General features: G+C 73.4%; 21 protein-coding genes and 2 pseudogenes. 17 read left to right on the top strand and 6 right to left on the bottom strand.

All coding sequences use genetic code 11. The annotated features are described in order from the left end of the window. The first annotated feature begins 81 nt into the window (after nucleotides 1-81). From WAB15_RS35365 to WAB15_RS35335, 7 genes and pseudogenes are all read left to right on the top strand, one after another. The gene (locus WAB15_RS35365) at nucleotides 82-1,053 is read left to right on the top strand and encodes an ABC transporter substrate-binding protein (protein WP_399145430.1); all 972 of its coding nucleotides are present in this window, start codon (nucleotides 82-84) and stop codon (nucleotides 1,051-1,053) included. Next, on the top strand, nucleotides 1,050-1,847 hold the full coding sequence (locus WAB15_RS35360) for a 2,3-dihydro-2,3-dihydroxybenzoate dehydrogenase (protein WP_407288778.1): 798 nt from the start codon (nucleotides 1,050-1,052) through the stop codon (nucleotides 1,845-1,847). The genes WAB15_RS35365 and WAB15_RS35360 overlap by 4 nt, the downstream gene beginning before the upstream one ends. A 64-nt stretch (nucleotides 1,848-1,911) precedes the next feature. Further along, nucleotides 1,912-3,150 carry an isochorismate synthase gene (locus WAB15_RS35355; RefSeq protein WP_407288777.1) on the top strand — a complete coding sequence of 413 codons (1,239 nt, stop codon included), beginning with the start codon at nucleotides 1,912-1,914 and terminating at the stop codon, nucleotides 3,148-3,150. A 17-nt stretch (nucleotides 3,151-3,167) separates the two neighbouring features. Further along, nucleotides 3,168-4,793: pseudogene (locus WAB15_RS35350) on the top strand ((2,3-dihydroxybenzoyl)adenylate synthase); the annotation flags it as partial. A gap of 27 nt (nucleotides 4,794-4,820) precedes the next feature. After that, a complete protein-coding gene (locus WAB15_RS35345) occupies nucleotides 4,821-5,453 on the top strand; it encodes an isochorismatase family protein (RefSeq protein WP_399145587.1) in 633 nt (210 codons plus the stop codon). A gap of 6 nt (nucleotides 5,454-5,459) precedes the next feature. Beyond that, a complete protein-coding gene (locus WAB15_RS35340; RefSeq protein ID WP_399145427.1) occupies nucleotides 5,460-5,690 on the top strand; it encodes a phosphopantetheine-binding protein in 231 nt (76 codons plus the stop codon). Then, complete coding sequence (locus WAB15_RS35335) at nucleotides 5,687-9,631, top strand: amino acid adenylation domain-containing protein (RefSeq protein ID WP_407288776.1); 3,945 nt, start codon at nucleotides 5,687-5,689, stop codon at nucleotides 9,629-9,631. Before WAB15_RS35340 ends, WAB15_RS35335 begins: the two co-directional genes overlap by 4 nt. Before the next feature lie 109 nt (nucleotides 9,632-9,740). On the opposite strand, the gene fes is transcribed toward WAB15_RS35335, so the two are convergent. Further along, complete coding sequence (fes, locus tag WAB15_RS35330; RefSeq protein ID WP_407288775.1) at nucleotides 9,741-11,003, bottom strand: enterochelin esterase; 1,263 nt, start codon at nucleotides 11,001-11,003, stop codon at nucleotides 9,741-9,743. Nucleotides 11,004-11,131: 128 nt separating this feature from the next. After that, the gene (locus tag WAB15_RS35325) at nucleotides 11,132-11,503 is read right to left on the bottom strand and encodes a protein kinase family protein (RefSeq protein ID WP_407288774.1); all 372 of its coding nucleotides are present in this window, start codon (nucleotides 11,501-11,503) and stop codon (nucleotides 11,132-11,134) included. A gap of 370 nt (nucleotides 11,504-11,873) precedes the next feature. Between WAB15_RS35325 and WAB15_RS35320 the strand changes: the two are divergent. Further along, a pseudogene (locus WAB15_RS35320) lies at nucleotides 11,874-12,510 on the top strand (TetR/AcrR family transcriptional regulator); the annotation flags it as partial. A gap of 12 nt (nucleotides 12,511-12,522) precedes the next feature. Here the strand turns inward: WAB15_RS35320 and WAB15_RS35315 are convergent. Then, on the bottom strand, nucleotides 12,523-14,004 hold the full coding sequence (locus WAB15_RS35315) for an LVIVD repeat-containing protein (RefSeq protein WP_407288773.1): 1,482 nt from the start codon (nucleotides 14,002-14,004) through the stop codon (nucleotides 12,523-12,525). Between the two features lie 160 nt (nucleotides 14,005-14,164). Between WAB15_RS35315 and WAB15_RS35310 the strand changes: the two genes are divergently transcribed. Next, on the top strand, nucleotides 14,165-14,869 hold the full coding sequence (locus tag WAB15_RS35310; RefSeq protein ID WP_407288772.1) for a DUF305 domain-containing protein: 705 nt from the start codon (nucleotides 14,165-14,167) through the stop codon (nucleotides 14,867-14,869). Between the two features lie 103 nt (nucleotides 14,870-14,972). On the opposite strand, the gene WAB15_RS35305 is transcribed toward WAB15_RS35310, so the two are convergent. Then, the gene (locus tag WAB15_RS35305) at nucleotides 14,973-15,836 is read right to left on the bottom strand and encodes a DUF6214 family protein (protein WP_407288771.1); all 864 of its coding nucleotides are present in this window, start codon (nucleotides 15,834-15,836) and stop codon (nucleotides 14,973-14,975) included. 215 nt (nucleotides 15,837-16,051) lie between these two features. Here WAB15_RS35305 and WAB15_RS35300 point away from each other — a divergent pair, with 215 nt between their 5' ends. After that, nucleotides 16,052-17,422 (top strand): FAD-dependent oxidoreductase, encoded by a 1,371-nt coding sequence (locus WAB15_RS35300; protein ID WP_399145416.1) that lies wholly within the window; start codon nucleotides 16,052-16,054, stop codon nucleotides 17,420-17,422. A 47-nt stretch (nucleotides 17,423-17,469) separates the two neighbouring features. Here WAB15_RS35300 and WAB15_RS35295 read toward each other — a convergent pair whose 3' ends face one another. Further along, the gene (locus tag WAB15_RS35295; RefSeq protein ID WP_407288770.1) at nucleotides 17,470-17,841 is read right to left on the bottom strand and encodes an ArsR/SmtB family transcription factor; all 372 of its coding nucleotides are present in this window, start codon (nucleotides 17,839-17,841) and stop codon (nucleotides 17,470-17,472) included. A gap of 178 nt (nucleotides 17,842-18,019) precedes the next feature. Here WAB15_RS35295 and WAB15_RS35290 point away from each other — a divergent pair, with 178 nt between their 5' ends. The 7 genes from WAB15_RS35290 (at nucleotide 18,020) to WAB15_RS35260 (ending at nucleotide 24,867) form a co-directional block, all read left to right on the top strand. Beyond that, nucleotides 18,020-19,123, top strand: coding sequence for an NADH:flavin oxidoreductase/NADH oxidase (locus tag WAB15_RS35290; RefSeq protein ID WP_407288769.1), 1,104 nt, complete (start codon nucleotides 18,020-18,022; stop codon nucleotides 19,121-19,123). Between the two features lie 159 nt (nucleotides 19,124-19,282). Beyond that, the gene (locus WAB15_RS35285; RefSeq protein ID WP_407288768.1) at nucleotides 19,283-20,368 is read left to right on the top strand and encodes a WD40/YVTN/BNR-like repeat-containing protein; all 1,086 of its coding nucleotides are present in this window, start codon (nucleotides 19,283-19,285) and stop codon (nucleotides 20,366-20,368) included. Between the two features lie 102 nt (nucleotides 20,369-20,470). Then, the gene (locus WAB15_RS35280; RefSeq protein ID WP_399145412.1) at nucleotides 20,471-21,148 is read left to right on the top strand and encodes a uracil-DNA glycosylase; all 678 of its coding nucleotides are present in this window, start codon (nucleotides 20,471-20,473) and stop codon (nucleotides 21,146-21,148) included. 26 nt (nucleotides 21,149-21,174) lie between these two features. Beyond that, nucleotides 21,175-22,227, top strand: a complete 1,053-nt coding sequence (locus tag WAB15_RS35275; RefSeq protein ID WP_407288767.1) for a phospholipid scramblase-related protein — start codon at nucleotides 21,175-21,177, stop codon at nucleotides 22,225-22,227. After that, nucleotides 22,220-23,254: an N-acetylglucosamine kinase gene (locus WAB15_RS35270; RefSeq protein WP_407288766.1), complete on the top strand. Its 1,035-nt coding sequence runs from the start codon at nucleotides 22,220-22,222 to the stop codon at nucleotides 23,252-23,254. Before WAB15_RS35275 ends, WAB15_RS35270 begins: the two co-directional genes overlap by 8 nt. A 95-nt stretch (nucleotides 23,255-23,349) precedes the next feature. Further along, the gene (locus WAB15_RS35265; RefSeq protein ID WP_407288765.1) at nucleotides 23,350-24,306 is read left to right on the top strand and encodes a sirohydrochlorin chelatase; all 957 of its coding nucleotides are present in this window, start codon (nucleotides 23,350-23,352) and stop codon (nucleotides 24,304-24,306) included. A 219-nt stretch (nucleotides 24,307-24,525) separates the two neighbouring features. Then, nucleotides 24,526-24,867 (top strand): nuclear transport factor 2 family protein, encoded by a 342-nt coding sequence (locus WAB15_RS35260; protein WP_399145408.1) that lies wholly within the window; start codon nucleotides 24,526-24,528, stop codon nucleotides 24,865-24,867. 16 nt (nucleotides 24,868-24,883) lie between these two features. Here WAB15_RS35260 and WAB15_RS35255 read toward each other — a convergent pair whose 3' ends face one another. After that, entirely contained in the window at nucleotides 24,884-25,930 is a 1,047-nt protein-coding gene (locus WAB15_RS35255; RefSeq protein WP_407288764.1) for a lactonase family protein, read from the bottom strand. Between the last annotated feature and the right edge of the window lie 52 nt (nucleotides 25,931-25,982).

Genomic DNA, 25,982 nt, shown 5'->3' with positions numbered 1-25,982 from the left:
TGTCGTCCACCTCCCCGGTAACAGCGCCGGAATGCGCTCTTCCGGGACCAACCCCCCATCGAACAACGGAGATTTCAGGTCATGATGTCCCTCTCTTGCCGCGGCACGGCCCGCCCCGTCGTCGCGGCCGTCCTCCTCGCCGGCTGCGCACCGCTCCTGAGCGCGTGCGGATCCGGCGAACAGGACGCCGGCTCCGGCGGCGGGAGCCGCACGGTCCGCATCACCGACGCGACCGGAGCGAAGGTCCGGGTGCCGGCCGCACCGCGGCGCGTCGTGGCGCTCAGCGAGATGGACCTGGACTCGGCGCTCGCGCTCGGCGTCGAGCCGGTGGGCCTGGCCGCGGGCCGCGGCCAGCAGGGCGCCCCCGGATACCTCGCCGAACGGGCCGCGGGCATACCGGTCGTGGGCGCGGTGACCGGCCCGGACATCGAGAAGGTCGTACGGGCCAGACCCGATGTCATCCTGGCCGGGCAGACGGCCGACGCACAGGTACTCAAGCAGCTGCGGGACATCGCACCGACCGTCGTGACGATCGACGGCGGCAAGGACTGGAAGAAGTCCCTCCAGCTCACCGGCAAGGTGCTCGGCAAGGCCAACGCGGCCGAGAAGTTCCTCGCCGACTACGGCACCAAGGCCGCCGCCCTGAAGAAGGACCTCGGCGCACAGGCCGGCGCGCAGGTGTCCGTGGCCCGCTATTCGGCGAAGGGCACGGCCGTCATGCAGCAGGGCGTGTTCATCAGCGATGTGCTCAAGGACCTGGGCTTCCGGCGGCCCGGCGTGCAGAACGACAAGGGCGAGGGGCACTCGACGCCGATCAGCGACGAGAACCTCAAGGAGGTGGACGGCGACTGGCTGTTCATCGGCACCCTCGCCGCCGCCGGCCGGGACGCGGACCTGCTGGACCGGCTCACCGAGAAGCCCGCCTACCGGCAGCTGAAGGCCGTGCACAACCGGCAGGTGACCACCGTCGACGGCTCCAAGTGGACGAGCCTGGGCGGCGCCGAGGCGGCGCTGTCGGTGCTCGGCGACATCCGGAAGGCCATGGTCAAGTGAGCACCGAGGGGGAACTCACCGGGCGGCTGGCCCTCGTGACGGGGGCGGGCCGGGGCATCGGCGAGGCGGTGGTCCGCGCGCTCGTCGAACGCGGCGCATGTGTCCTGGCCACCGACCTGATGCCCCAGGGCGCCGAGCGCCTCGCCGAGCGGTACGCCGACCACGTCACCGCCCGGCCGCTCGACGTCACCGACGCCACGGCCGTGGAGGCCCTCGTCGCCGAGGCCGAGGACACGCTCGGCCCGCTGGACATCGCGGTCAACGTCGCGGGAATCCTGCGGAGTTCACCGGCCGTGGACCTGGCCGACGAGGACTGGGCGGCCACCTTCGCCGTCAACACCGACGGCGTCTTCCACGTCTCGCGGGCCGCCGCCCGCCGAATGGCCGAGCGCGGCTCCGGCAGCATCGTCACCGTCGCCTCCAACGCGGCCGGCATCCCCCGCGCGGGGATGTCCGCCTACGCCGCCTCGAAGGCCGCGGCCGTCATGTTCACCAAGTGCCTGGGCCTGGAGGTGGCCGCGCGGGGCGTCCGCTGCAACACCGTCTCCCCCGGCTCGACCCGCACCGAGATGCAGCGCGCGATGTGGGCGGCCTCCGGCGAGGACGACGAGGCGGCCGCCGTACGTCGCGTCGTCGAAGGAGACCCGGCGGCGTACCGCACCGGTATCCCGCTCGGCCGGATCGCCGAACCGGCCGACATCGCCGAGGCCGTCGCCTTCCTCGTCTCCGACCGCGCCCGGCACATCACCCTGCACGACCTGTACGTCGACGGCGGCGCGACCCTGCGGGCCTGAACCGGCCGCAAGCCGCCCGCACCACTTTCGACTTCGGCCCGTGCCCTCCCCACTGGAGACACCCATGTCCGCCTCACTGTACGAACCCACCTCCCCCGTCCCGGACCCCGCCCTGACCTCGCTGCTCTCCCCCGGCGCGGCGAGCGCCCTGCTCGGCGCCTGCCGCCCCGGGGAGGACCGCTTCCTCGCCACTCCCCGGCACACCCTGCTCGCCCGGGGAACCGCCGCCGAAATCCCCCACGACGAACGGCCGTTGTCCAGACGGGTGCACGAGGCCCTCGACGCCCGGCGGCACGCGGGCGAGCCGACGCCGATCGTCGTCGGCTCACTGCCCTTCGCCCCGGACGCGCCGCCCGCGCTCGCCGTCCCCGAGTCCGTGCAATGGGCGCCGCCGCTGCACGAGGACCCGCTTCTCGCGCCCCCGGCCGCCGCGGGCCGGGGCCCGCTGACCTCGGTGCCCGCCGCCGCGGACTGGCAGGTGCGCGAAGTGCCGTCGCCCGCGCGGTACGGCGAGGTGGTCGCCGCCGCGGTCGCGCGGATGCGGGCCGGTGAGCTGGACAAGGTCGTCCTCGCCCGCACCCTGGAGCTGACCGCGGAGCGGGAGCCCGACCTGTCGGCGATGCTGCGGCACCTGGCCGGCCGCGACCCGGGCGGCTACACCTTCGCCGTCCCCAGCGGTCCTGGCCGCACGCTGATCGGCGCCAGCCCCGAACTGCTGGTGTCCCGCCAGGGCGGCCGGCTCACGGCCAACCCGCTGGCCGGCTCGGCACCGCGCAGCACCGACCTGGCCGAGGACGTGCGCAATGCGGCCGCGCTGCTGGAGTCGTCCAAGGACCTCCATGAGCACGCGGTCGTCGTCGACGCCGTACGCGAGGCGCTCGCGCCGTACTGCACGCGCCTGGACGTGCCCGGGCGACCGACGCTGGTGCGTACCGCCGCCATGTGGCACCTGTCGACGACGGTGACCGGCGAGCTGGCCGAACCCTCCACCACGGCACTGGAGTTGACGGCCGCCCTGCATCCGACACCGGCCGTCTGCGGTACGCCGACCGACCTGGCGCGCAGCGTCATCGCCGCGTCGGAGCCCTTCGACCGGGGCCCGTACACCGGCATGGTCGGCTGGCAGGACGCGGACGGCGACGGCGAGTGGGTCGTGACGATCCGCTGCGCCGAGGCCGAGGGCCGCACGCTGCGGCTGTTCGCGGGTGCCGGCGTGGTGGCCGCCTCCACTCCGCAGGCCGAGACCGCCGAGACCGCCGCCAAGTTCCGTACCTTCCTCAGCGCCGTGGGAGCCTCCCTGTGACCACCGAAGCGCGCGCCCTGGCCACCACCCCGGGCCTGGACGCCCCCACCTGGCCCGCCGAGTTCGCCGAGCGCTACCGCGCCGCCGGCTACTGGCGCGGGGAGACCTTCGGGCGGATGCTGCGCGAGCGGGCCGCCGCCCACCCCGAGCGGACCGCCCTCGTCGACCCCGCACCCGAGCGCCGCACCTGGACGTACCGGGAGCTCGACGAGCGCGCCGACCGGCTGGCCGCCGGCTTCGCGGCGCGCGGGATCGCCAAGGGCGACCGGGTCGTGGTGCAGCTGCCCAACGTCGGTGAGTTCATCGAGGTGGTCTTCGCGCTGTTCCGGATCGGCGCGCTGCCCGTCTACGCGCTGCCCGCGCACCGCGAGACGGAGATCGGCTACTTCTGCTCCTTCACCGAAGCCGCCGCGTACGTCGTCCCGGACCGGCACGCGGGCTTCGACCACCGGGCACTGGCGTCGACGATCAAGGCGCGGACGCCGAGCCTGCGGCACGTCTTCGTCGTCGGCGACCCCGGTGAGCACACCGCACTGTCCGACGTGCCGTGCGACCCGGTGCGGCCGGCCGACGGGCCGGAGCCGCACGAGCTGGCGTTCCTGCAACTGTCGGGCGGGACGACGGGGGTGCCCAAGCTCATCCCGCGCACCCACGACGACTATCTGTACTCGCTGTGGGGCTCCAACGAGATCTGCGGCGTGGACGCGGACACCCGCTTCCTGGTCGTACTGCCCGCGGCACACAACTTCCCGATGAGTTCGCCCGGTTGGCTCGGTGTGCTCTACGCCGGAGGCACCGCCGTCCTGTGCCCGCGGCCCGACCCGGCGACCGCCTTCCCGCTCGTCGAAGCGGAGCGGATCACCATGACGGGGCTGGTGCCGCCGCTCGCCCTGGTGTGGACGGAGGCCGGACCGCGGGCGGAGCACGATCTGTCGAGCCTGGAGCTGGTGCTCGTGGGCGGGGCCAAGTACAGCCAGGAGGCGGCCCGCCGGCTTCAGCCCGCGCTGGGCTGCCGGCTGATGCAGGTCTTCGGCATGGCCGAGGGGCTGGTCAACTACACCCGCCTCGACGACGACCACGAGACGACCGTGACGACCCAGGGGCGGCCGATCTCCCCGGACGACGAGATCCGCATCGTCGACGACGCCGGCCACGAGGTCCCCGAGGGCGCGTTCGGGCATCTGCTCACCCGCGGCCCGTACACCGTCCGCGGCTACTGGCGCGCCCCGGAGCACAACGCGACGGCCTTCACCGACGACGGCTTCTACCGCACGGGGGACATCGTGCGCCGCACCCCGACCGGGCACCTCGTCGTCGAGGGCCGGGCCAAGGACCAGATCAACCGGGGCGGGGAGAAGGTCGCGCCGGAGGAGGTCGAGAACCTCATCCTCGGCCATCCGTCCGTGCACGACGTGTCCGTCGTCGCCGTGGCCGACGACTACCTCGGCGAGCGCACCCTCGCCTACGTCATCCTGCGCGAGGGCGCCGAACCGCTGCGGCCCGCCGCCGTCAAGCGCTTCGTGCGCGAGCGCGGGATCGCCGACTACAAGGTCCCCGACCTGGTCGAGTTCGTCGACGCCTTCCCGCAGACCGGGATCGGCAAGGTCAGCAAGAAGGGCCTGCGGTCCACCGCGGCCACCGCCCAGCAGCACCGAAAGGCCCCCGCCTCCATGGCACTTCCCGCCATCGCCCCCTACCCGCTGCCGACCGCGGACGAGTTGCCCGCGAACCGGGTCGCCTGGACCGTGGACCCCGCGCGCGCCGTGCTGCTCGTCCACGACCTCCAGCGCCACTTCCTCGACGCCTTCCCGGCCGGCGAGCAACCGGTGACCGGGATGCTCGACAACGCGGCGCGGCTGGCGAAGGAGTGCCGCCGCCGCGGTGTACCGGTCGTCTACTCGGCGCAGCGGGGCGGCCAGACGCCCGAGGAACGCGGTCTGCAGCTGGACTTCTGGGGCCCGGGCGTCGCGGACGATCCGCACGCCCTCGCCCTGCCCGAGGCCGTCGCGCCCGAGCCCGGTGACACGGTCCTGACCAAGTGGAAGTACAGCGCGTTCGTCCGCACCGAACTGGAAGGGCTGCTGCGCGACGCGGGCCGCGACCAGCTCGTGATCGTCGGCGTGTATGCGCACATCGGGGTGCTGATGAGCGCCTGCGACGCGTGGATGCGGGACATCCAGGCGTTCGTGGTCGCCGACGCCGTCGCCGACTTCTCCCGCGACGATCACGACCTGGCGCTGCGCTGGGCCGCCGGCCGCTGCGCGGTCGTCACCACTACCGACGCGCTCTTCAAGGAGGTCTGAGCCGCCATGGCCCTGACTTTGGACCAGATCCGCAGGGACGTCGCCGACTGCCTCGGCGAGGAGCCCGTCGACATCCCCCTGGACGAGAACCTCGTGGACTACGGGCTGGACTCGATAAGGATCATGACGCTCGTCGAGCGCTGGCGCCGGGAACACGGCGTCGAGGCCGGGTTCGTGGACCTCGCCGAGCGGCCCGCCATCGACGCCTGGGCGCCGCTGCTGGGGGTCACCCCGTGACGACGCTGCTCACCGGAGGCGCCCGGCCGCAGCCGGCCGGCGCCCCGGGCACCGTGCTGCCGCTGACGGCGGCCCAGTCGGGCATGTGGTACGCCCAGGCCCTCGATCCGCTCAGCCCCGCGCAGAACACCGCGGAGTGCCTGGAGATCGACGGGCCGCTCGATGCGGACCTCTTCGCCCAGGCCCTGCGCCGCGTCACCGCCGAGGCCGACGCCCTGCGCGTGGTGCGCATCGAGGACACACCGGAGGGGCCGCGCCAGTACGTCCTGGACGCGGTCGAACCGCCGCTGACCGTACGCGATCTGCGCGCCGCGGACGATGCCGAGGGGGCGGCCGAGGCGTGGCTGCGGGCCGACCTCGCCCAGCCCTTCGACCTGGCGGACGGCCCGCTGTTCCGGCACGCCCTGTTCCGCGTCGGCGACGAGCGCTGGCTGTGGTACCAGTGCATCCACCATCTCGTCATGGACGGCTTCGGCTACGCCCTCCTGGTACGCCGCACCGCCGAGGTGTACGGCGCCCTGGCGCGCGGTCGGGAGCCGGGCCCGAGCCCCTTCGGCGCCCTGGCCGACCTCGTCGCCCAGGACCGGGAGTACCGCTCCTCCGAGGACTTCACCGCCGACCGCGCCCACTGGTCCGCCGCCTTCGCCGACCGGCCCGAGGTGCCGCGGCTGGCCGGCCGCGGCGCGCCGCCCGCGCGGGCGTTCCGCCGCCGCACCGCCCATCTGCCCGCGGCGACCACCGAGGGCGTCCGGGAGCTGGCCGCCCGGCTCCGCGCGACCTGGCCGGACGTCCTGATCGCCGCCCAGGCCCTCTACACCTCCCGGGCGAGCGACCGGTCCGACGTCGTGCTGGGGCTCCCGATGATGGGGCGGATGGGCTCGGCCGCCCTGCGCGTGCCCGGCATGGTCATGAACATCCTGCCGCTGCGGCTGACCGTCGCCCCCGACGCGACGTTCGCGGAACTCGTCCGGCAGGTCGTGCTGGGCATCCGCGAGGTCCGCCGCCACCAGCGCTACCGCTACGAGGACATCCGCCGCGACCTGGGACTGCTCGGTGAGGGCCGCGCCCTGGTCGGCCCGCTCGTCAACGTCATGCCCTTCGACTACGGCGTGGAGTTCGCCGGCGTGCCGGCGCGGGCACGGAACCTCTCCGCCGGGCCCGTCGACGATCTGACCGTCAACATCTACGACCGCGCCGACGGACGCGGTCTGCGCATCGATCACGACGGCAATCCGACGCTGTACGAGGACGCCGGACTCGCCGCCCACCAGGAGCGGTTCCTGCATCTGCTGGACCGGCTCACCACCGCCGATCCGCACCTGCCGCTGACCGCGCACGGTATCGCCACGCCCGCCGAACACGCCCTGGTCGTCGAGGAGTTCAACCGCACGGACCGGCAGCTGCCGCCGACGACCCTGATCGGGCCCATCGAGGCGCGGGCCGCCCGCACACCCGGCGCGACCGCCCTGGTGTACGGGGCGACCTCGCTCACCTACGCGCAGCTCAACGCCCGCGCCAACCGTCTGGCCCGGCATCTGCAGACCCTCGGTGCCCGGCCCGGTGCGGTGGTGGCGGTGTCGCTGCCGCGCTCGGTGGAACTGGTCGTCGCCCTGCTCGCCGTGCTGAAGGCCGGTGCCGCGTACCTGCCGCTCGACCCGGACTATCCGGCGGAGCGGCTGGCGTACATGCTCGACGACGCCGCGCCCGTGTGCGCCGTCACCGACCACCCCGGACGGCTTCCCGACGGTCCGGGAACACCGCTGGTCGCCCTGGAAGGGCTCGATCTGAGCGGGTACCTCGCCATCAACCCGGGGCGCCCGCTGACGCCCGCGCACCCCGCGTACGTCATCTACACCTCCGGTTCGACCGGCCGCCCCAAGGGCGTGGTCGTCCCGCACGGCGCGATCGACAACCGGCTGCGGTGGATGCAGGCCGAATACGGTCTGACGGCCGCCGACCGGGTGCTGCAGAAGACGCCGTCGTCGTTCGACGTGTCGGTGTGGGAGTTCTTCTGGCCGCTGCGCGAGGGCGCGGCGCTGGTCGTCGCCGAGCCCGGGGGCCACCGGGACCCGACGTACCTGGCCCGCCTCATCCGCGAACAGGCCGTCACCACCTGCCACTTCGTGCCGTCGATGCTCAAGGCCTTCCTGGCCGGACCGGACGCGGCCGGGTGCCGGGGGCTGCGCCGGGTCTTCGCCAGCGGCGAGGCGCTGCCCCGGGAGACCGCGAACGCCTTCGCCCGCGCGCTGCCCGGTGTCGCGCTGCACAACCTCTACGGGCCGACGGAGGCCGCCGTCGACGTCACCCACCACACGTGCGTACCGGACGGCGGCGGTCCGGTACCGATCGGCAAGCCGGTGTGGAACACCCGCCTGTACGTGCTCGACGCGGCGCTGCGCCCCTGTCCGCCGGGTGTCCCCGGCGAGCTGTACCTGGCCGGGCGGCAGCTCGCCGACGGCTATCTCCACCGTCCCGAGCTGACCGCCTCCCGGTTCGTCGACGACCCGTTCGGGCCGCCCGGCGGGCGGATGTACCGCACCGGCGACCTGGCGCGCTGGACGGAGCAGGGCGAGGTCGAGTACCTGGGCCGCACCGACGACCAGGTCAAGCTGCGCGGCCAGCGCATCGAACTCGGCGAGATCGAGGCGGCGTTGACGGCGCAGGACGGGGTGGACGGCGCCTGCGCGCTGGTGCGCGACGACGGGGACGGCAACGGCTCGGCCGGTCAGCGGCTCGTGGGCTATGTGACCGGCGGCGCGGACCCCGCGGCCGTACGGGCCGGGCTGGCCCGCGTGCTGCCCGAGCACATGGTTCCGGCGGCCGTCGTCACCCTCGACGCCTTCCCGCTGAGCCCCAACGGCAAGCTGGACCGCCGCGCCCTGCCCGCCCCGGTCTTCACCGGCGGCGCGGGCGGGCGGCGCCCGTCGGGTCCGCGCGAGGAGGCCCTGACGCGCCTGTTCGCCGAGGTGCTCGGGGTGGAACAGAACGGCCCCGACGACGCGTTCTTCGACCTGGGCGGCACGTCCCTGCTCGCCGTGCGGCTGGTGGCGCGGGTGCGCGAGGCGTTCGGCACCGAGCTGACGATCGGCTCGCTCTTCGAGTCGCCGACACCGGCCGCGCTCGCCGCCCGGCTCGACGGCTCGGGTCCGGCGGCCGAGGACGCCCTGGACGTGCTGCTGCCGCTGCGCGGTGCGGGCGCGCGGCCCCCGCTGTTCGCCTTCCACCCGGCCGGCGGCATCACCTGGTGCTACGCGGGCCTGTCCGCCCGCCTCGGCCCGGACCAGCCCTTCTACGGCGTCCAGGCGCGCGGCCTGGTCCACGACGAGCCGCTGCCGGACGCTCTGGAGGAGCAGGCCGCCGACTATGTGCGGCGGCTGCGCGCCGTCCAACCGCACGGCCCGTACCGCCTCCTGGGCTGGTCCGTCGGCGGCGTCCTCGCGCACACCGTCGCCGTGCTGCTCCAGGAGGCCGGCGAGGAGGTCGCCCTGCTCGCGCTGCTCGACGCGTTCCCCTCCGAGCAGTGGCGCGAGCGCCCCGCGCCCGAGGAGGGCGATGCGCTCACCGCGGTGCTGCGGATGGCGGGCTTCGACCGTACCGACGAGCGCACCCGCGACGATGTGCTGGCCACCCTGCGCCGCGCGGGCAGCCCGCTCGCCGGGCTCCCCGACCACACCCTGTCGAAGATCGTCGACATCGTGCCGAACCACGCGCGCATGATGCGCGCGCACCGCCACCGGGCCTACCGGGGCGATCTGCTGTTCTTCACCGCCGCCGCCCCGCGCGCCGAGGACTGGCTGACCTACGAGGCGTGGCGGCCGCATGTGAGCGGCACGATCACCAACCGGGATCTGGACTGCACACATCCGCAGCTGATGCAGGACCGGCGGCTCGACGAGATCGCCGCCGTGCTGGCGGCCCGCCTGAAGGAACTCGACGCATGACGCCGCAGTCCGGTCGCTCCGCTCCGTTCGGCCCGGCGCCCGACGGCCGCGGCACGGGGTGACCACGGGCCTGTGGTGGGGCGGCCGCACCGCCCCGCCACAGGCCCGCTCAACTCTTGCCGGACAGCAGGCCGACCAGGCCGTCGGCCAGCTCGGTGCGCCAGCACAGGTAGTCGTGGCCGCCGTTGAACTCGCGGTAGACGGCGTCCTGGTAGCCGGCGACGACGAGGGTGTCCCGCAGCCGCCGGGCGGCGGGCAGCGCCACCCACTCCTGCTCGCCGAAGGAGAGCCAGAAGCGCACGGGAAGCCGCGGCGAGGCGGCGAGGCGGCCGGTCAGCCACTCGGCATCCGGGCCGTCGGGCCACCAGAACGACCCGGACTGGGCCAGGGCGTTGCCGAACCGGTGCGGCGCCGTGAACGCCGCGTAGGCCGCGGTGAGCCCGCCGAGGCTCTGCCCGGAAACCACGGTCCGCGCGGGGTCCTCGGTGATCGGCAGCCGCCCGGCCACCCAGGGCAACAGCTCGTCGGCGAGGAAGGCCACGAACTCCGGACGGCAGGTCAGCTCCGCCCAGCGGGTGCCCGCGTCCACGGACTCCGGCAGCACGGCGGCGAGCGGCGGGATCCGGCCGTCGGCGATGAGGTTGTCCAGGAGGTGCGCGACACCGAGCCGCGGCTGCCAGTGCTCACCGTCGAGCAGCACGAGAACGGGCAGCTCCTGCGGCTGCCGCGCTGCGAGCGCCGGCCGGTACAACCACACCCGACGCTGCCCGCCCAGCTGCCGGCTCGGCACCTGGAAGTCCCGCACCGTCCCCCGCGCCACACCTTCCCTCGGCTCCCAGTCCACCGCGTCAGGCGCACCGGGGAGTTCGGCGTACGCGACCGGATCCCCGCTCCAACGGCCCGGCAGCGTCCGGGAGTTGTACGGATCGGCGTGGCGCTGGGCGCGCAGCCACTGCCAGTAGGCGGGGTCGTCCGGACCGGGACCGCCGCCTTCGTCGACGTGGATGTCGTAGGTGCCGCGCCAGTCGCGGCGCAGCCGGACCGTCCAGTGCCAGACGTCGGTGCCCGGGAGGCGCTCCATGAGATTGCCCTCGGGTGCCCGCGGGTCGGCCAGCTTGTTCGGCATCACCTGCACCCGGCGGGTGGCGGGCGTGCCGCGCCACAGGTACGTCACGGCCGCATGCTCTTCGCTACCCTCCGGGTCGGGCGAGACGAGCGGGGCGCCACGGCGACGGACGTCGGCCCAGAACTCCTCGACGCCGGCTGGCGAGGTCGGCAGGAAGCCGGGCCCCGCGAGACGCGGAAGCGCGTGGGGGCGCGCCAGCCGGGGCGGGTGGCGCGGGGTGCCCTGGGGCGGCACGGGTGCTGACATACGGGCGGACTCCGAACCACGAGAGATCGACTTAGGGTCACCTTACCTTCGCATCGATCGCATCGCGGACGGCACTCCGTCCGGCAGGGGTCAGCCACCTTTGCAGAGTCACGGCGTTTGCCAACTGCCTACTGCACCGCGTTGCGGAGTTCCCGGCAGATTGTCGAGATGGCGGGGCGGTCGGCCGGGCTACGGCTCATCATCTGCTCGATCAGCCCGCCCAACGGGCCAGGTACGTTGATGGGCCGGTGCGGCTTGTCCACGATTGCTTGCCGCTGGTCCCTCCGGTCGGCGTCGTCCGGGTAGGAGACGTGCCTCCAGCCGGTGACGGAGATGAACAATGACGCGCCCAGCGCGTACACGTCTGCTTCCTTCGTCGGCACAGCGGTGCCGCCCTCCAAGATGCTCCGTGAGATTTCTGGTGCCTCGTAGTGGACGAGACAGCCACGGTAGGGGAAGTCATAGATCTCGGGGACCTCGCCGCCCTGCGCCAGAGCCACATCGATGAGAGCCGACCTCCCAGACAGCGACGATCAGGCCGACGCCCGATGGCGGTGCCGGCCCCAAGACTGTGGCTGCCCGCCTTGGTGACACCGTCGAGGTCGCCATAGCCCGCGTCCGCACATCTATTTCCGGACGAAGATCAAGGCATGCACGAGGCTCATGGGGACGTCCTCGAAAGTGCGCCGGATGTGCGCTCAGCCGGCCCGCCTGACGCATAACCCCAGGTAGACCGGCTGATGCAGCCCGATTCGGACGATCCCCCGTTTCGCCCGAATCAGGCAGTCTGACCGGAATCCGCCCGAGAACGGACATCCGGAGCCGCGCTGAGTATATTGGCTCTCAGCCAGTCAACGCAGGAGTTACAGGATGTCCCCCCGCAGCGCATCGGTCAATGAAGAATTGCGGCGGCGGTCCCGCGAGCGGCTGCTGCGGGCGGCGGTCGAGCTGGTCGGGGAGCGCGGATACGAGGCGACCACGCTCGCGGACATCGCACGGCGGGCCGGGACGGCGCGCGGGCTGGCCTCGTACTACTTCCCCGGTAAGCGCCAGCTGCTGCAGTCCGCCGTGCACCGGCTGATGCATCTGACTCTGCAGGCCGCGCTGGAGCGCGAGCCGCGGCCGAGCGGGCCGGACGCGGGGCGGGAGCTGCTGGCGCGGGCCATCGACGCCATCCTGGGGCTGGCGCATGATCGCCCGCTGCTGATGCGCACGCATATGGCGGGGATACTGACGGCCGAGGGGTTCATCCAGTGCCCCGAGCAGCAGCGGCTGGCCCAGTTGCTGCGCGAGACGGTCGTGGCGTACGGATCACCGGATCCCGACGCCGACTATCCGCTGCTGCGGGCACTGCTGATGGGTTCGGTGGTCCCCATGCTGCTGCCGGGGGCGCCGATGCCGCGGGCCCGGCTGCGGGCCGAGTTGTTCCAGCGCTACGGGCTGGACTGGGAGTCGGGCTGCCCGCCGGACGACTGAGCCGCCCGGCGGGACGCGGGCGCGGTGCCCGGTGCCCGGTGCGTCAGCGGTAGTCGGGCTGGGTCTGGACGTTGAGCTCCCTCATGCGGACGGTCTTGGCGCTGTCCGTCAGGCGGTCGTCGATCGCGAGGACGTCGAAGCCCTTGGCGATGTCGTTGGAGTAGATGTGGCCGTTGTAGTAGTACGCGGACCACGCGCCGCCGGTGACGAGCGAGTCGGTGGAGATCGGGCCGCGTTCGAAGTAGCCGATCTCCTTGGGGTGGGCGGAGTCGGTGAAGTCCCAGATCGAGACGCCGCCCTGGTACCACGCCTGGACCATGATGTCGCGGCCCTTGGCGGGGATCAGCGATCCGTTGTGGGCCACGCAGTTCTCGGTGTCGGCCTGGTGGCGCGGGATCTTGTAGTAGCCGCGGAAGACCAGCTTGCGGTGGGTGCCCTTGCCGGTGATGTCGTAGATGCCGTCGGCACCGCGGTCCGGACCGACCCGGTCGTTGCAGGTGGCCGCGCCGCCGCCACCCAGCTCGTCGGTGAACACCACCTTGTTTCCACGCTCGTTGAAGGTGGCCGAGTGCCAGAAGGCGAAGTTGACGTTGTCCTGGACCCGGTCGATGACCTGGGGCGCGGCCGGGTTCGCGATGTCGATGAGCACACCGTCGCCCATGCAGGCGCCCGCGGCCAGCTTCAGCTTCGGGAAGGTGGTGATGTCATGGCAGCCGGTGGTCTGCGACACGCCGGGGTTGGTCGGTCCGCCGGGGTTGCCGCCGTCCGGGAAGAGGACGGGGAAGTCGATGACCGCGGCCTTTTCGGGGGCGGAGCGCGGCACCTTGATGACGGAGATCCCGTCGTGCGGCGGCTGGCAGTCGGGGAAGGTCGCGCTGGGCGCGTACGACGAGACGTAGATGTAGACGTTCCGGCGCTCGGGGACCAGCGTGTGGGTGTGCGAACCGCAGGAGGTCTCGACGGCGGCGACGTACTTGGGGTGCGCCTTGTCGCTGATGTCGAAGACCTTCATGCCCTCCCAGGAGGACTTCTCCGTCGCGGGCTGCGGTGTGCTGCTGCAGGAGTCGTCGGTGCGCGAGGAGTCCGTGGACAGGAAGAGCAGGTCTCCGGAGACCGAGACGTCGTTCTGCGAACCGGGGCAGAGCACCTGGCTCACGGTCCTCGGTGCCTCGGGGCGGGAGATGTCGTAGACGACGAAGCCGTCGTAGTTGCCGGCGAAGGCGTACCTCCCCTGGAAGGCGAGGTCGGAATTGGTGCCCTGGAGCGCCTGCTTGGGGATGTTGGTCAGATGCCGGACGTTGTCGCTGTGCACGACCTCGTCCTTGCCCGGTATCTCGCCGTTCTTGATCGCGGCCCGGGTGTCCGCCGCCTTGTCGGGGCCGACCTCCTTGGCCGCGGCGGGGTGGTCCCCCGGGTCGGGGGTCGCGGCCGCGGGTTGGGCCATGAAGAGAGCGGCCACGAGCCCGAGGGCCGCGGCCGCCGCGCCGAGGGATCTGCGCCGCACGCGGGGTCTGTGCAACGACATCACAAGGTCCTCCCTTGGAGTCCGTTCCGATGTGAACGGTTCTTGGCCCCGGTAGTATCGCGCTACTCATGTACACATCAATAGAAGGCAAGGAACATGTAACGCCTCAGTAGGGCTGGTGGCTCTTTCCGGCAAGGGCGGGGCGGCCAGGGCCCTTTGGATGGTCCGACGGACAGGAGTGTGTGCGTTGACGCGTCCCAGGAGAGAGCGCCCCAGGAGAGTGCCCCGCCTCGCCGCGGCGGGCTCGGTGCTGGCCGTCTCCCTTGTGCTGAGCGGCTGCTCGTCCGACGGCGCCGCCACCAAGGCGAGCCGGAGCCCCGACCCCCAGGTGGTGGCGCCGGGCAAACCGGGGGAGCCGGCGAAGATGCTCACCGCCGACGAGGCCAGAAAGGCACGCGGTGACGACGCCCCCGACTCCGCCGACTTCGGCTACGTCCAGATGATGATCCCGCACCATCAGCAGGCGCTGGTGATGACGGCGCTGGCGAAGCGGCATGCGGCCGATGCGCGGGTGGGGCGGCTGGCGGCGCGGATCTCCGCCGCCCAGGGGCCGGAGATCGGCGCGATGAAGGGCTGGCTGAGCGGCCACGGCGGGCCGCGCGCGGAGGGCCACCACCCTCACGGGGCCATGCCCGGAATGGCCGGCGCCGCTCAGCTCGAACGGCTGCGGGCGGCGCGCGGGGCGAAGTTCGACGCGCTCTTCCTGACGTTGATGATCACCCACCACCGGGGCGCGGTCACCATGGCCACCGAGGTGCTCTCCGCGGGCCGGAACACGCTCGTCGAGGAGATGGCCAACGATGTCATCGCACAGCAGAGCGCCGAGATCGGGCGGATGGAGCGGATGCGGGCGACGCTGCGGTAGGCGCGGCGGGGGCGGCCGGGCGGGCAGAGTCGCGAGGTGCGCGGGACGGGCCGCGCGGTCGGGGCACGGCGTGACGGGACGCTCGTACGGGTGGGTGCGAGGGTCAGCGCTTGTTGTGACGCGGCGTCAGCAGGCCCTCGTCGCGGGCTCCGGCGATCAGCCGCAGCGATCTTCGACGGTTGCGGCCGGTGGCCAACATGACGGCCAGCACCGGATCACGCCCCTCGCGCTGGGCCTGACGGTAGGCGTCCGCGGCCAGCCTGCGGCGCTCGGCGGCCCGCGACCGGGCGAGCAGGGCGGAGCGGGCGCGCTCCTCCGGCCCCTCCCCCGGCCCCGGCGCCTCGGCCGCCGGCTGCGTCGACTCCTCCGTGGCCGCCCCCTGCGCCGCCTCGGCCCCGGCGCCCGCCGGCTCCGGAGCCGGCGCGTACGCCGCCTCGGGCTCCGGCTCCGGCTCCGGCATCGGATCCGCCGATTCCTCCTGCGGCGCCGCCCCGTTCGGCGGCTCCGGTGCCGGGCCGCCGGTCACCGCCCCGTGCGCCACACCCGTCACCGTCGCGCGCGCCGGACCCGCCGTCGGCTCGTCCGCGGACCCGGCCATCGCCCCGCCCGCCCGCTCCGGCGAGGTGGCCGCCGGACCGGGCTGCCGGGGCGCGGGCCGGGTCTTCCGCGGCCGCCCGGTGGCCGTGCGGAAGGCGTCGTCCAGGGGGCCCTCGATCCAGCGGGCCAGCTCGGCGAGGCCGTCCGGGGTCAGCGGCGGGTCGGCCCGTACGTCCTCGACGGTGATGTGGTCGTCGGAGACCGTCACAAGGACATCGATCCGCGCACCGTCGGCGAACGTCAGCCGGGCACTGCACCAGGGCCCCAGGGGATCCAGCCGGGGCGGCGGACACCCTCGGGCGTCGCCTCCGGTCGCCTCGTCCGGGGCGGCGGGCTCGGAAACGGGCGCGGCGGTGCCGTGCCCCCGCAACTCCCACGTGGGCCACTCCCGTGGCGCGCCCTGGGCTTCATATCGGTGATTAACGGTATAAAAGTCACTTTCCGACACATTTGAAAACCTAGCCTCAAGGCCACCCGGGCCAGTGGCGCGGCACGCTCATCCCAACGGGAGCAACCCCGATAGCGCATCTCCCGCCGCGCGCCCGCCGGTGCGATCCTGGGGGTATCCCGCGGAAGGGGCCACTCGTGCTTCGTGTCGCAGTGATCGGTTCCGGACCCAGCGGTGTCTACACCGCCCAGTCCCTGATCGAGCAGCAGACCGTACCGGACATCGAGGTGTACGTCCTGGATCGGCTGCCCTGCCCGTACGGTCTGGTGCGCTACGGCGTCGCACCGGACCACGAGAAGATCAAATCGCTGCAGAACAATCTGCGTACGGTGCTGGAGCACCCCAAGGTGCACTTCCTGGGCAATGTGGAGGTGGGGTCACCGGGACTGGGCGTGCAGGAGTTGCGGGAGATCTTCGACGCGGTGGTGTTCTGCGTGGGCGCCGCCACCGACCGGCATCTGGGCATCCCCGGTGAGGACCTGCCCGGCAGCCGTCCGGCCACCGATTTCGTCGCCTGGTACAGCGCGCATCCGGACGCGGCCGCGACCCGTTTCGCCCTCGCGGCACGCTCCGCCATCGTGATCGGCGTGGGGAACGTGGCGGTGGACGTGGCGCGGATGCTCTCGCGCCGGGCCCCCGAACTCGCGGCCACCGACATGCCGCAGGGGCCGCTCGGCGCACTCGCGGACAGCCACGTCGAGGACGTCTGGATGATCGGCAGACGAGGGCCCTCGCAGGCCAAGTTCACCACCAAGGAGCTGCGGGAGCTGGGCGCGCTTCCGGGTACGCAGGTGGTCGTGCGGCCCGACGAACTGGCGCTGGATCCGGCGTACCGGGATCCCGGCGAGCTGCCGGCGGTGGGCCGGCGGAACGTCGAGGTGCTGCGCGGGTGGGCGGAGCGCCCGGCGGACGCGGCGCATGCGGCGGAGCACGGGCGGCGGATCCATCTGCGGTTCTTCCTGCGCCCCGTGGAGGTGCTCGGGGACGCCGACGGGGTGCGCGCGGTGCGGTTCGAGCGGACCGCGCCCGACGGGCACGGCGGCGTCACGGGTACCGGTGAATTCGAGGAGATCGAGGGCCAGTTGGTGCTGCGCTCGGTCGGCTATCGGGGAACGCCGCAGCCGGGCCTGCCGTTCGACGAGGCGACCGGCACGGTGCCGCACAAGGAGGGGCGGGTGCTGCGCAACGGGACACCGCTGCCCGGCCTCTATGTGGCGGGCTGGATCAAGCGGGGCCCCACGGGGGTGATCGGCACCAACCGGCCGTGCGCGAAGGAGACCGCGCTGTCGCTCCTGGCGGACGCCGCGACGCTGGCGGAGCGCGCGACGGCCGAGGACCCGATGGCCGCGCTGACCCGGGCGGGGCAACGGCCGGTCCCGTGGCCGGGCTGGCTGGCCATCGAGGCCGCGGAGGCGGAGTGGGGGCACGGACTGGGGCGCGGCACCGTCAAACTCCCGGACTGGCAGGGCCTGCTGGCGGCGGCCCACTCGGCGGACGTGACCGGCTGACCGTTCCGGCTACCGCGCGGCGGGGCCGCTACCGCGCGCCGAGGCGGCTACGACTCGTCGAGGCGGCGCTCCTGCAGTTCCGCCGCCCGCAGGACATCGTCGAGCAGGCCGGGGAAGAGCGCCTCCAGGTCGGCCTCGCGCAGCCGGTTCATCTTGGCGGTGCCGCGGTAGAGCTGCTGGATGACGCCGTGCTCGCGCAGCACCCGGTAGTGGTGGGTGCAGGTCGACTTGCTCACCGGGAGCTCGATGTCCGCGCAGTTCAGCTCGCCCTCGGCGGCGGCCAGGGTGCACACGATGCGCAGCCGCATCGGGTCGGCGAGGGCGTGCAGGACGTCGGTCAGCCGGATGTCCTCGCGGGCCGGGTGCTCCAGCGAACGGGTGCCCGGCGGGGCGCCCGTTGACGTCGTATCGGTCGGCATGACGGCTCCTGACTGGTCTGCGGGACTCGGATCGGCGCGGCGCCCTTCCCGTGCGTTCATAGTCGACCCGCTCATTGTACGAGAAGCATCGTAGTTTGACATCCACCGTAGTACGACGCTTATCGTATGAGTGCGGGCCCAACCGGAGCCCGCTCCTCTCCACGCACAGGAGCCTGCCGTGAGCGCACTGTTCGAGCCCCTCACCCTTCGCTCGCTGACCATCCCGAACCGCCTCTGGATGGCGCCCATGTGCCAGTACTCCGCGGATCCCGAGGGCCCGGCGGAGGGCGTGCCCGGCGACTGGCACTTCCAGCACCTGGCGGCACGGGCCGTGGGCGGGACGGGCCTGATCCTCACGGAGGCGACCGCGGTGAGCCCCGAGGGGCGGATCAGCCCGTACGACCTGGGGCTGTGGAACGACGCCCAGACCGAGGCGTTCCGGCGCATCACCGCCTTCCTCAAGTCGCAGGGGACCGTCGCGGGCATCCAGATCGCCCACGCCGGCCGCAAGGCCTCCACCGAGCGCCCCTGGGTGAACCGCGGCGGCCCGATCCTCCCCGGTCAGCGGCACGGCTGGGAGCCGGTCGGGCCGAGCCCGCTGCCGTTCGGCGAGGGGTTCGCCACCCCGGCCGCACTCTCCGTGGAGCAGATCCGCGAGCTCGTCGCGCGGTTCGGTGCGACGGCCCGGCGGGCGCTGGACGCGGGCTTCGAGGTGGCCGAGATCCACGGCGCCCACGGCTACTTGATCAACGAGTTCCTCTCGCCGTTCAGCAACCGGCGCACCGACCACTACGGCGGCTCCTACGAGAACCGGACGCGGTTCGCACTGGAGGTCGTGGACGCGGTGCGCGCGGTCTGGCCCGACGAGCTGCCGGTCTTCTTCCGGATCTCGGCGACCGACTGGCTCACCGAGGACGACGGCGACGACCGCGAGGGCTGGACCGCCGACGACACCGTGCGTTTCGCCCGCGACCTCAAGGAGCACGGCGTCGACCTGCTGGACACCTCCACGGGCGGCAACGCACCGGACGCGAAGATCGTCACGGGACCGGGCTACCAGGTGCCGTTCGCCGAGCGGGTCAAGAAGGAGGCCGGTCTGGCCGTGGGCACCGTCGGGCTGATCACCGAAGCACGGCAGGCCGAGAAGATCGTCGCGGACGGTCAGGCCGACGCCGTACTACTGGGCCGCGAACTGCTGCGCACCCCCAGCTTCGCGCAGCACGCGGCGCGGGAGCTGGGCGCGTCGATCCGCGTTCCCGAGCAGTACCACCGCGCCGTCTGACCCGGCACGGGGGACGGTGCTCGCGGTGTCGGCCGCGCCGCGGCCGACACCACACCGCACCGTGTGACCTGCGCGGACAGCCGCCGGGACGCCATTGTCAGTGGTCGGGTGCAGACTGGCCACTGTCTGAGACAACGGCGTCCCGGAGGTGTTCCGGCAATGACTGACGTACTACTCGCGGTGGGTACCCGCAAAGGGCTCTTCACCGGCCGGCGGCGGCACGGCGACTGGGAGTTCAGCGGCCCCCATTTCCCCTCGCAGGCGGTGTACTCCCTCGGGATCGACACCCGCCGTGCGACACCCCGGCTGCTGGCCGGCGCCGACAGCGCCCATTGGGGCCCGTCGGTGTTCCACTCCGACGACCTGGGCGAGACCTGGCAGGAGCCCGCCCGCCCCGCGATCAAGTACCCCAAGCACACCGGCACTTCACTGGAGCGGGTGTGGCAGCTGCATCCCGCGGGCCCGGCCGCCCCGGGTGTGGTGTACGCAGGCACCGAGCCCGGCGGCCTGTTCCGCTCCGAGGACGGCGGCGAGACCTTCGAGCTCGTCCGGGCGCTGTGGGACCACCCCAGCCGCGAGAAGTGGGTGCCCGGCGGCGGTGGCCTGGCGGTCCACACGGTGATCACCGACCCGCGGGACGCCGACGCGGTCACGGTCGCGGTCTCCGCGGCCGGCGTCTTCCGCACCCTCGACGGCGGCGCCAGCTGGGCGCCGTCGAACAAGGGCGTCCAGGCGGTCTTCCTGCCGGACCACCACCCCGAGTTCGGCCAGTGCGTCCACAAGATCGCGCAGGACCCGGTGAACCGCGACCGGCTGTATCTGCAGAACCACTGGGGCGTCTACCGCAGCGACGACGCCGGCGCGCAGTGGAAGGACATCGGCGGCGGGCTGCCCTCGGACTTCGGTTTCGCCGTGGCCGCGCATCCGCACAGAGGCGATATCGCCTACCTCTTCCCGATCACCGCGGACATCGACCGGGTGCCCGCCGAGCACCGCTGCCGGGTCTACCGCACGACCGACGCCGGCGGGAGCTGGGAGCCCCTGAGCGAGGGGCTGCCGGCGGAGGAGCATTACGGCACGGTGCTCAGGGACGCGCTGTCGGTCGACGACAACGACCCCGCGGGAGTGTATTTCGGCAATCGCAACGGCGAGGTGTACGCCAGCGCGGACGACGGCGACAGCTGGCAGCAGCTCGCCGCCCATCTGCCGGATGTGCTGTGCGTACGGGCGGCAGCCCTCGCATGAGCGGACAACGGGGCCGGGCGGCCGGGAAGTTCCGCGGCCCGTGCGGCGCAAGCACAGGCCATCGATTAAGAGGGAGCGGCCGTCGGCCAGTAGGGTGATCCCGTGGCTGCACGACCTCTCCAAGACATCGTCGAACCAGGCTGGGCCAAGGCACTTGAGCCCGTAGCCGACCGGATCGCCGCGATGGGCGACTTCCTGCGGGCGGAGATCGCCGCGGGACGGACCTATCTGCCGGCCGGCAACAACGTGCTACGCGCCTTCCAACAGCCCTTCGACGAGGTGCGGGTGCTGATCGTCGGACAGGACCCCTACCCCACACCGGGGCATGCGGTCGGGCTCAGTTTCTCGGTGGCGCCCGACGTCCGCCCGCTGCCGGGGAGCCTGGAGAACATCTTCCGCGAGCTGCACTCCGACCTCGGCCTGCCCCGGCCGTCGAACGGCGATCTGACCCCCTGGACACGCCAGGGCGTACTCCTGCTGAACAGAGCGCTGACCACCGCGCCCCGCAAGCCCGCCGCACACCGCGGCAAGGGCTGGGAGGAGGTCACCGAGCAGGCCATCCGGGCGCTGGTGGCACGCGGCCGTCCGCTGGTGTCGGTGCTGTGGGGGCGCGATGCGCGCAATCTGCGGCCGCTGCTCGGCGAGCTGCCGGCCGTCGAGTCCGCGCACCCCTCCCCCATGTCGGCCGACCGGGGCTTCTTCGGCTCGCGGCCCTTCAGCCGGGTGAACGACCTGCTGGCTCGGCAGGGCGCGCAGCCCGTCGACTGGAGGCTGCCCTGACAGCGGGCGACGATAGTGTGCCCCGCATGACGAATGCGAACATCCCTGCGGGTTGGTACGCCGACCCGCAGGGCACCCCCCACCAACTGCGCTGGTGGGACGGGTCCCAATGGACGGAGCACACCCACCCGGGGCAGCAGGCCGCCGCCCCGGCCCAGGCCCAGGCCGCTCAGCCCGGCCCTCAGCAGCCCGCGCAACAGCAGCCGGCCGCGCAGGCGCCGGCGCAGTTCGCGCCGCAGCAGCAGCCGGTGGCGCAGGGCCAGGCCGCCCCGTATCCGGGCCAGCCGCAGGGCGGCGCACCGTACGGCCAGCAGGGCCAGGGCTACCCCCAGCAGATGCCGGGCCAGCAGGCGCCCGGCGTGCCGGCACAGCAGCCCTACGGCCAGCAGCCGATGCCGGGGCAGCAGGGCGCGCACCCGGGGGCCGTGCAGCAGCAGGTGCAGCAGCAGGCCGGGGTGGCACCCACCGGTCCGGGCGGCGGCACGCTGTTCACCGAGCCGGTGCTGGTGGTCAACCAGAAGGCCAAGCTGATCGAGGTCACCAACGAGTACAGCGTCTTCGACCAGCACGGCAACACCATCGGCTCGGTCGTCCAGGTCGGCCAGAGCACGGCCAAGAAGGTCCTGCGGGTCGTCTCCAGCCTCGATCAGTACATGACCCACAAGCTGGAGATCCGGGACGGCTACGGCCAGCCGCAGATGGTGCTGACCCGGCCCGCGAAGTTCATCAAGTCCAAGGTGATCGTGGAGCGCCCGGACGGCTCGCCGGTGGGCGAGATCGTGCAGCAGAACGCCATCGGGAAGATCAACTTCGCGATGATGGTCAACGGCCAGCAGATCGGCGCCATCAAGGCCGAGAACTGGCGCGCCTGGAACTTCGCGATCGTGGACCACGCCGACACCGAGGTCGCCCGGATCACCAAGACCTGGGAGGGCCTGGCCAAGACGATGTTCACGACTGCGGACAACTACGTCCTGCAGATCCACCATCAGCTGCCCGACCCGCTGCTGAGCCTGGTCGTCGCCACGGCCCTGACCGTCGACACCGCCCTCAAGCAGGACGCCCGCGGCTTTGGCTGAGCCCGCGGGCCGCGGCCCGGACGCGCTCGGGACCGGGCGGGGCCATGTCCTCGGCGTCGACTCGGGCGGCTCCGGGCTGCGGATCGCCGTGGCCCGCGCCGACGACGCCGAGGCCCGGCCGCTGGCCTCGTACGCCTCGGACGAGCCGGTGCGCACCGGCCCCGCCGGTATCGACGCCGCGCATCTGCTGTCCCAACTCCTGCCCGCAGCCGAGGAGTTGGCGCGCGAGGTGGGTGCGGACGGGTTCGTGACGGTGTGTGTGGGCGCGGCCGGGATGGCGTCGCTGGGCGATGAGCTGCGCGCCCGGCTGCCGGCCGCGCTGGCCACCGCGTTCGGGGTGCGCGCTCTCGCGCTCGCGGCGGACGCGGTGACCGCGTACGCGGGGGCGCTGGGCCAGCGGCCGGGCGCCGTGGTCGCCGCGGGGACCGGCGTGATCGCCCTGGGCACCGACCTGACCGCGTCGGGCGGGTGGCGGCGCGCGGACGGTTGGGGCCATCTGCTGGGCGACTGCGGCAGCGGCGCCTGGATCGGCCGGGCCGGTCTGGAGGCCGCGCTGCGCGCCCACGACGGGCGGCCGGGCGGTTCGGCCGCCCTGCTGGCGCGCGCCGAAGCGGTGTTCGGGCCGGTCGACGGGCTGCCCGGCGCGCTCTACCCGCGCGCCGACCGGCCGGCCGTACTGGCCTCGTTCGCCCCCGAGGTCGCCCGCTGCGCCCGGAAGGACGACGCGGTGGCGCTCGGCATCCTGCGGGCCGCCGCGGGCCACCTCGCCGACGCCGCGGCCGCGGTCTGCCCGCCGGGCGCCGGCCACGTGGTGGCCTGCACCGGCGGGCTGTTCGGGATCGGCGCGCCGCTGCTGGCCCCGCTGCGCACGGCGCTCGCCGAACGGCTCCCGGACGCCCGCCTCGCGGACGCCGCCGGCAGCCCGCTCGACGGGGCGCTGACGGTCGCCGCCGCGCTGGCCGGCGCCCGCCTGCAGCTGCCCGCGGATATGAAGTTGTTGCAGATCACACGGCCTGCGCCGGGGTAGTACCACCAAGACGCGCGGGATAAAACGGGACGGATACCTCGGCACCGAACCCTGCCCCGGCGCGGGGGCGGTCCGAGGCGTTAGCATGCGGCGCCATGAGTTCCCCCACTGGGCCCGCACCTGGCTCGCACGATTTTGACGCCGCACTCCCGAGCCCTGGAGCCGCGCCCGGCCTGCCTGTACGAATGCCGCGCGCGCGGCAGTCCGGCCGCCACCGCAAGCCGGAGCCGCTCGCCGCGCCCGAGGGCGCACCCGCCCTGGTCCTGGCCGTGCCCGGAACCCCCACCTCCGCCTCCCGCAGCCTGGCCGAGGAGGTCTCCAGCATCGCCCGCTCCGAGCTTCCGGGCCTCGACGCCCGGATCGGCTACGTGGACGGCGGCGATGACGAGTTCCCGTCGCTGGAGGCCGTGCTGGCGCACGCCGCCGCCGAGCAGAAGGCCCGCGCCGACGCCGCCGGAGATCCCGACCCGGGTCCCGCCGCGGTGGTCGTGCCGCTGCTGGCCGGCCCGGACAGCGCCCTGCTGCGCCGGATACGCCAGGCGATGATGAACAGCGGGTCCGGCGCCGAGCTGACCGACGTCCTGGGGCCGCACCCGCTGCTCGCCGAGGCGCTGCACGTCCGGCTCTCCGAGGCCGGTCTGGCGCGCGCCGACCGCGCCCGGCTGTTCACGGTCGCCACGGCCGCGGACGGCATCATCCTCGCCACCGTGGGCGGCGAGGAGGCCGTGCAGGCCGCCGGGATCACCGGCATGCTGCTCTCCGCCCGGCTCGCGGTGCCGGTGCTGGCCGCCGCGCTGGACCAGGAGGGCGCCATCTCCCGTACGGCCGAGCAGCTGCGCGGCTCCGGTTCGCAGCAGCTGGCGTTGGCCCCGTACCTGATCGGCCCGGAGATCGCCGACGGCCTTGTGGGGGCGGCCGCGGCGGAGGCGGGCTGCGCGTCGGCCGAGGCGCTGGGTGCCTACGGCGCGGTGGGCCGGCTGGTGCTGTCGAACTACGCGGCGGCGGTGGGCATCACCCTGCCGACGCAGGCGCAGGGGGCGCCGGTCCGCTAGGGCAGGCATCGCCAGGGGCAACGATCGCCTCGTCAGGGCCGTCTTCGCGCAGTGCGCGGGGCGGCCCTGCGCGTTTCCCGGCCGGCTTGGGCTCCCCGGCTCCCTTCCGAGCGGCGCAGACGGGCGTCAGACGGCCCGCGAGCGCACCGGTCGCGGATCCGGCGGGCGGGCGGCTCTACGCTCGGCAGAGAGCCGCACAGAGCCTTGGGAGGCACGTTCATGACGAACATCGACATCGTCCGCGCGGGTTTCGCCGCCTATCTCGCCCAGGACCGCGAGGCCATCGACCGGCTGCTCGCCGACGACTTCGTCTTCACCAGCCCCCAGGACGACCACCTCGACAAGACCGCCTTCCTTCAGGTCTGCTTCCCGACCGCGGACCGGCTGCGCCGGCAGGAGATCCTCGACGCGGTGGCCATCGACGACCACCAGGTCTACGTCCGCTACACGTACGAGCTGAAGACCGGTGAGCGCCATCGCAACGTCGAGGTGCAGACCGTGCGCGAAGGCCGGATCACCGAGGTGCAGGTGTACTTCGGCGGCCGCTTCCCCGAGGGGTGAGCCGCCCCGCGGCCGGTCAGACGAAGACGACGCAGGAGGCGGCCGGTGCCTGGACGGCGCCGCCGCGGACCGGGATCCCGGTCCGCGGGTCGACGGCGAACCAGGTGACGTCGCCGGAGCGCTCGTTGGCCGCGTAGAGGTGCCGGCCGTCGGGCGCGAGCGCCAGATCGCGGGGCCAATGGCCGCCGCAGGCAACGGTGGTGACGAGGGTCGCGGTGTCGCCGGCGGTGTCGAGGGAGAGGACCGAGATGCTGTCGTGGCCCCTGTTGGCGGCCCAGGCGAACCGGCCGTCCGGGGAGAGCACGAGCGCGGAGGGGAAGGTGCCCGCCGCCTCGACGCCGTCCGGGAGGAGACGGGTCTCCCCCAGGAGGGTCAGCGCGCCCCCGTCGGCGTCCCACCGGCAGAGCGTCACCGTCGGGTCGAGTTCGTTGATGACGTAGGCGCGGTCGCCGCGCGGGTGGAAGGCGAGGTGGCGTGGGCCGCTGCCGGGCCGCAGCCGTACCTCGTCGTGCAGGGCCAGGGCTCCGTCGGAGCCGAGCCCGCAGATCCGGATCGAGTCGGTGCCCAGGTCGACGCTGAGCAGCCGGCGTGCCCCGGGGGCGGGCTGCACGGCGTGCGCGTGCGGGCCCTCCTGGCGGTCGGTCCGCGGACCGCTGCCCTGGTGGGCGAGCACGGTGGCCGGGCCGCCGAGCGAGCCGTCGGCCCGTACGGGGAGCGTACTGACGCTGCCGGAGCTGTAGTTGGCGGTGACGAGGTGGCCGGCGGCCAGCGTGAGATGGGTGGGGTCGGCGCCGTCCACGGGGACGGCGGGCGCGAGCAGCTCGGGCCCCCGGGGTGTGAGGGCGAAGGCCGCCACGGCGCCGTCGGTGGTCTCGCTGACCGCGTAGAGGTGCCGGCCGTCGGGGCTCGGGACCAGGTAGGAGGGGTTGGCGAGGGCGTCCGTGGAGTGCAGCGGGGTGAGTGCGCCGGACTCCGGGTCGACGGCCGCGGTGGTGATCCCGAGGCCGCCGGCGGCGGTGAAGGAGCCGATGTACGCCCGTCGGCCGCTGTCGCTGGTCCCCACTGGTCCGCCCTTCGTCCGCCTGCCCGTTGAGGTGCTCCGGCGACGCTAACAG

The organism is Streptomyces sirii (assembly GCF_045690365.1).
Lineage (GTDB): Bacteria > Actinomycetota > Actinomycetes > Streptomycetales > Streptomycetaceae > Streptomyces > Streptomyces sirii.
Note: the sequence above shows the minus strand (reverse complement) of the source record. Positions and strands in the feature narration are given on the sequence as shown.

Coding starts and splice junctions, on each gene's coding strand:
- WAB15_RS35365 (WP_399145430.1), top strand. CDS start 82: ATGATGTCCCTCTCTTGCCGCGGCACGGCCCGCCCCGTCGTCGCGGCC.
- WAB15_RS35355 (WP_407288777.1), top strand. CDS start 1,912: ATGTCCGCCTCACTGTACGAACCCACCTCCCCCGTCCCGGACCCCGCC.
- WAB15_RS35345 (WP_399145587.1), top strand. CDS start 4,821: ATGGCACTTCCCGCCATCGCCCCCTACCCGCTGCCGACCGCGGACGAG.
- WAB15_RS35340 (WP_399145427.1), top strand. CDS start 5,460: ATGGCCCTGACTTTGGACCAGATCCGCAGGGACGTCGCCGACTGCCTC.
- fes (WP_407288775.1), bottom strand. CDS start 11,003: ATGTCAGCACCCGTGCCGCCCCAGGGCACCCCGCGCCACCCGCCCCGG.
- WAB15_RS35315 (WP_407288773.1), bottom strand. CDS start 14,004: ATGTCGTTGCACAGACCCCGCGTGCGGCGCAGATCCCTCGGCGCGGCG.
- WAB15_RS35310 (WP_407288772.1), top strand. CDS start 14,165: ATGGTCCGACGGACAGGAGTGTGTGCGTTGACGCGTCCCAGGAGAGAG.
- WAB15_RS35295 (WP_407288770.1), bottom strand. CDS start 17,841: ATGCCGACCGATACGACGTCAACGGGCGCCCCGCCGGGCACCCGTTCG.
- WAB15_RS35285 (WP_407288768.1), top strand. CDS start 19,283: ATGACTGACGTACTACTCGCGGTGGGTACCCGCAAAGGGCTCTTCACC.
- WAB15_RS35275 (WP_407288767.1), top strand. CDS start 21,175: ATGACGAATGCGAACATCCCTGCGGGTTGGTACGCCGACCCGCAGGGC.
- WAB15_RS35265 (WP_407288765.1), top strand. CDS start 23,350: ATGAGTTCCCCCACTGGGCCCGCACCTGGCTCGCACGATTTTGACGCC.
- WAB15_RS35260 (WP_399145408.1), top strand. CDS start 24,526: ATGACGAACATCGACATCGTCCGCGCGGGTTTCGCCGCCTATCTCGCC.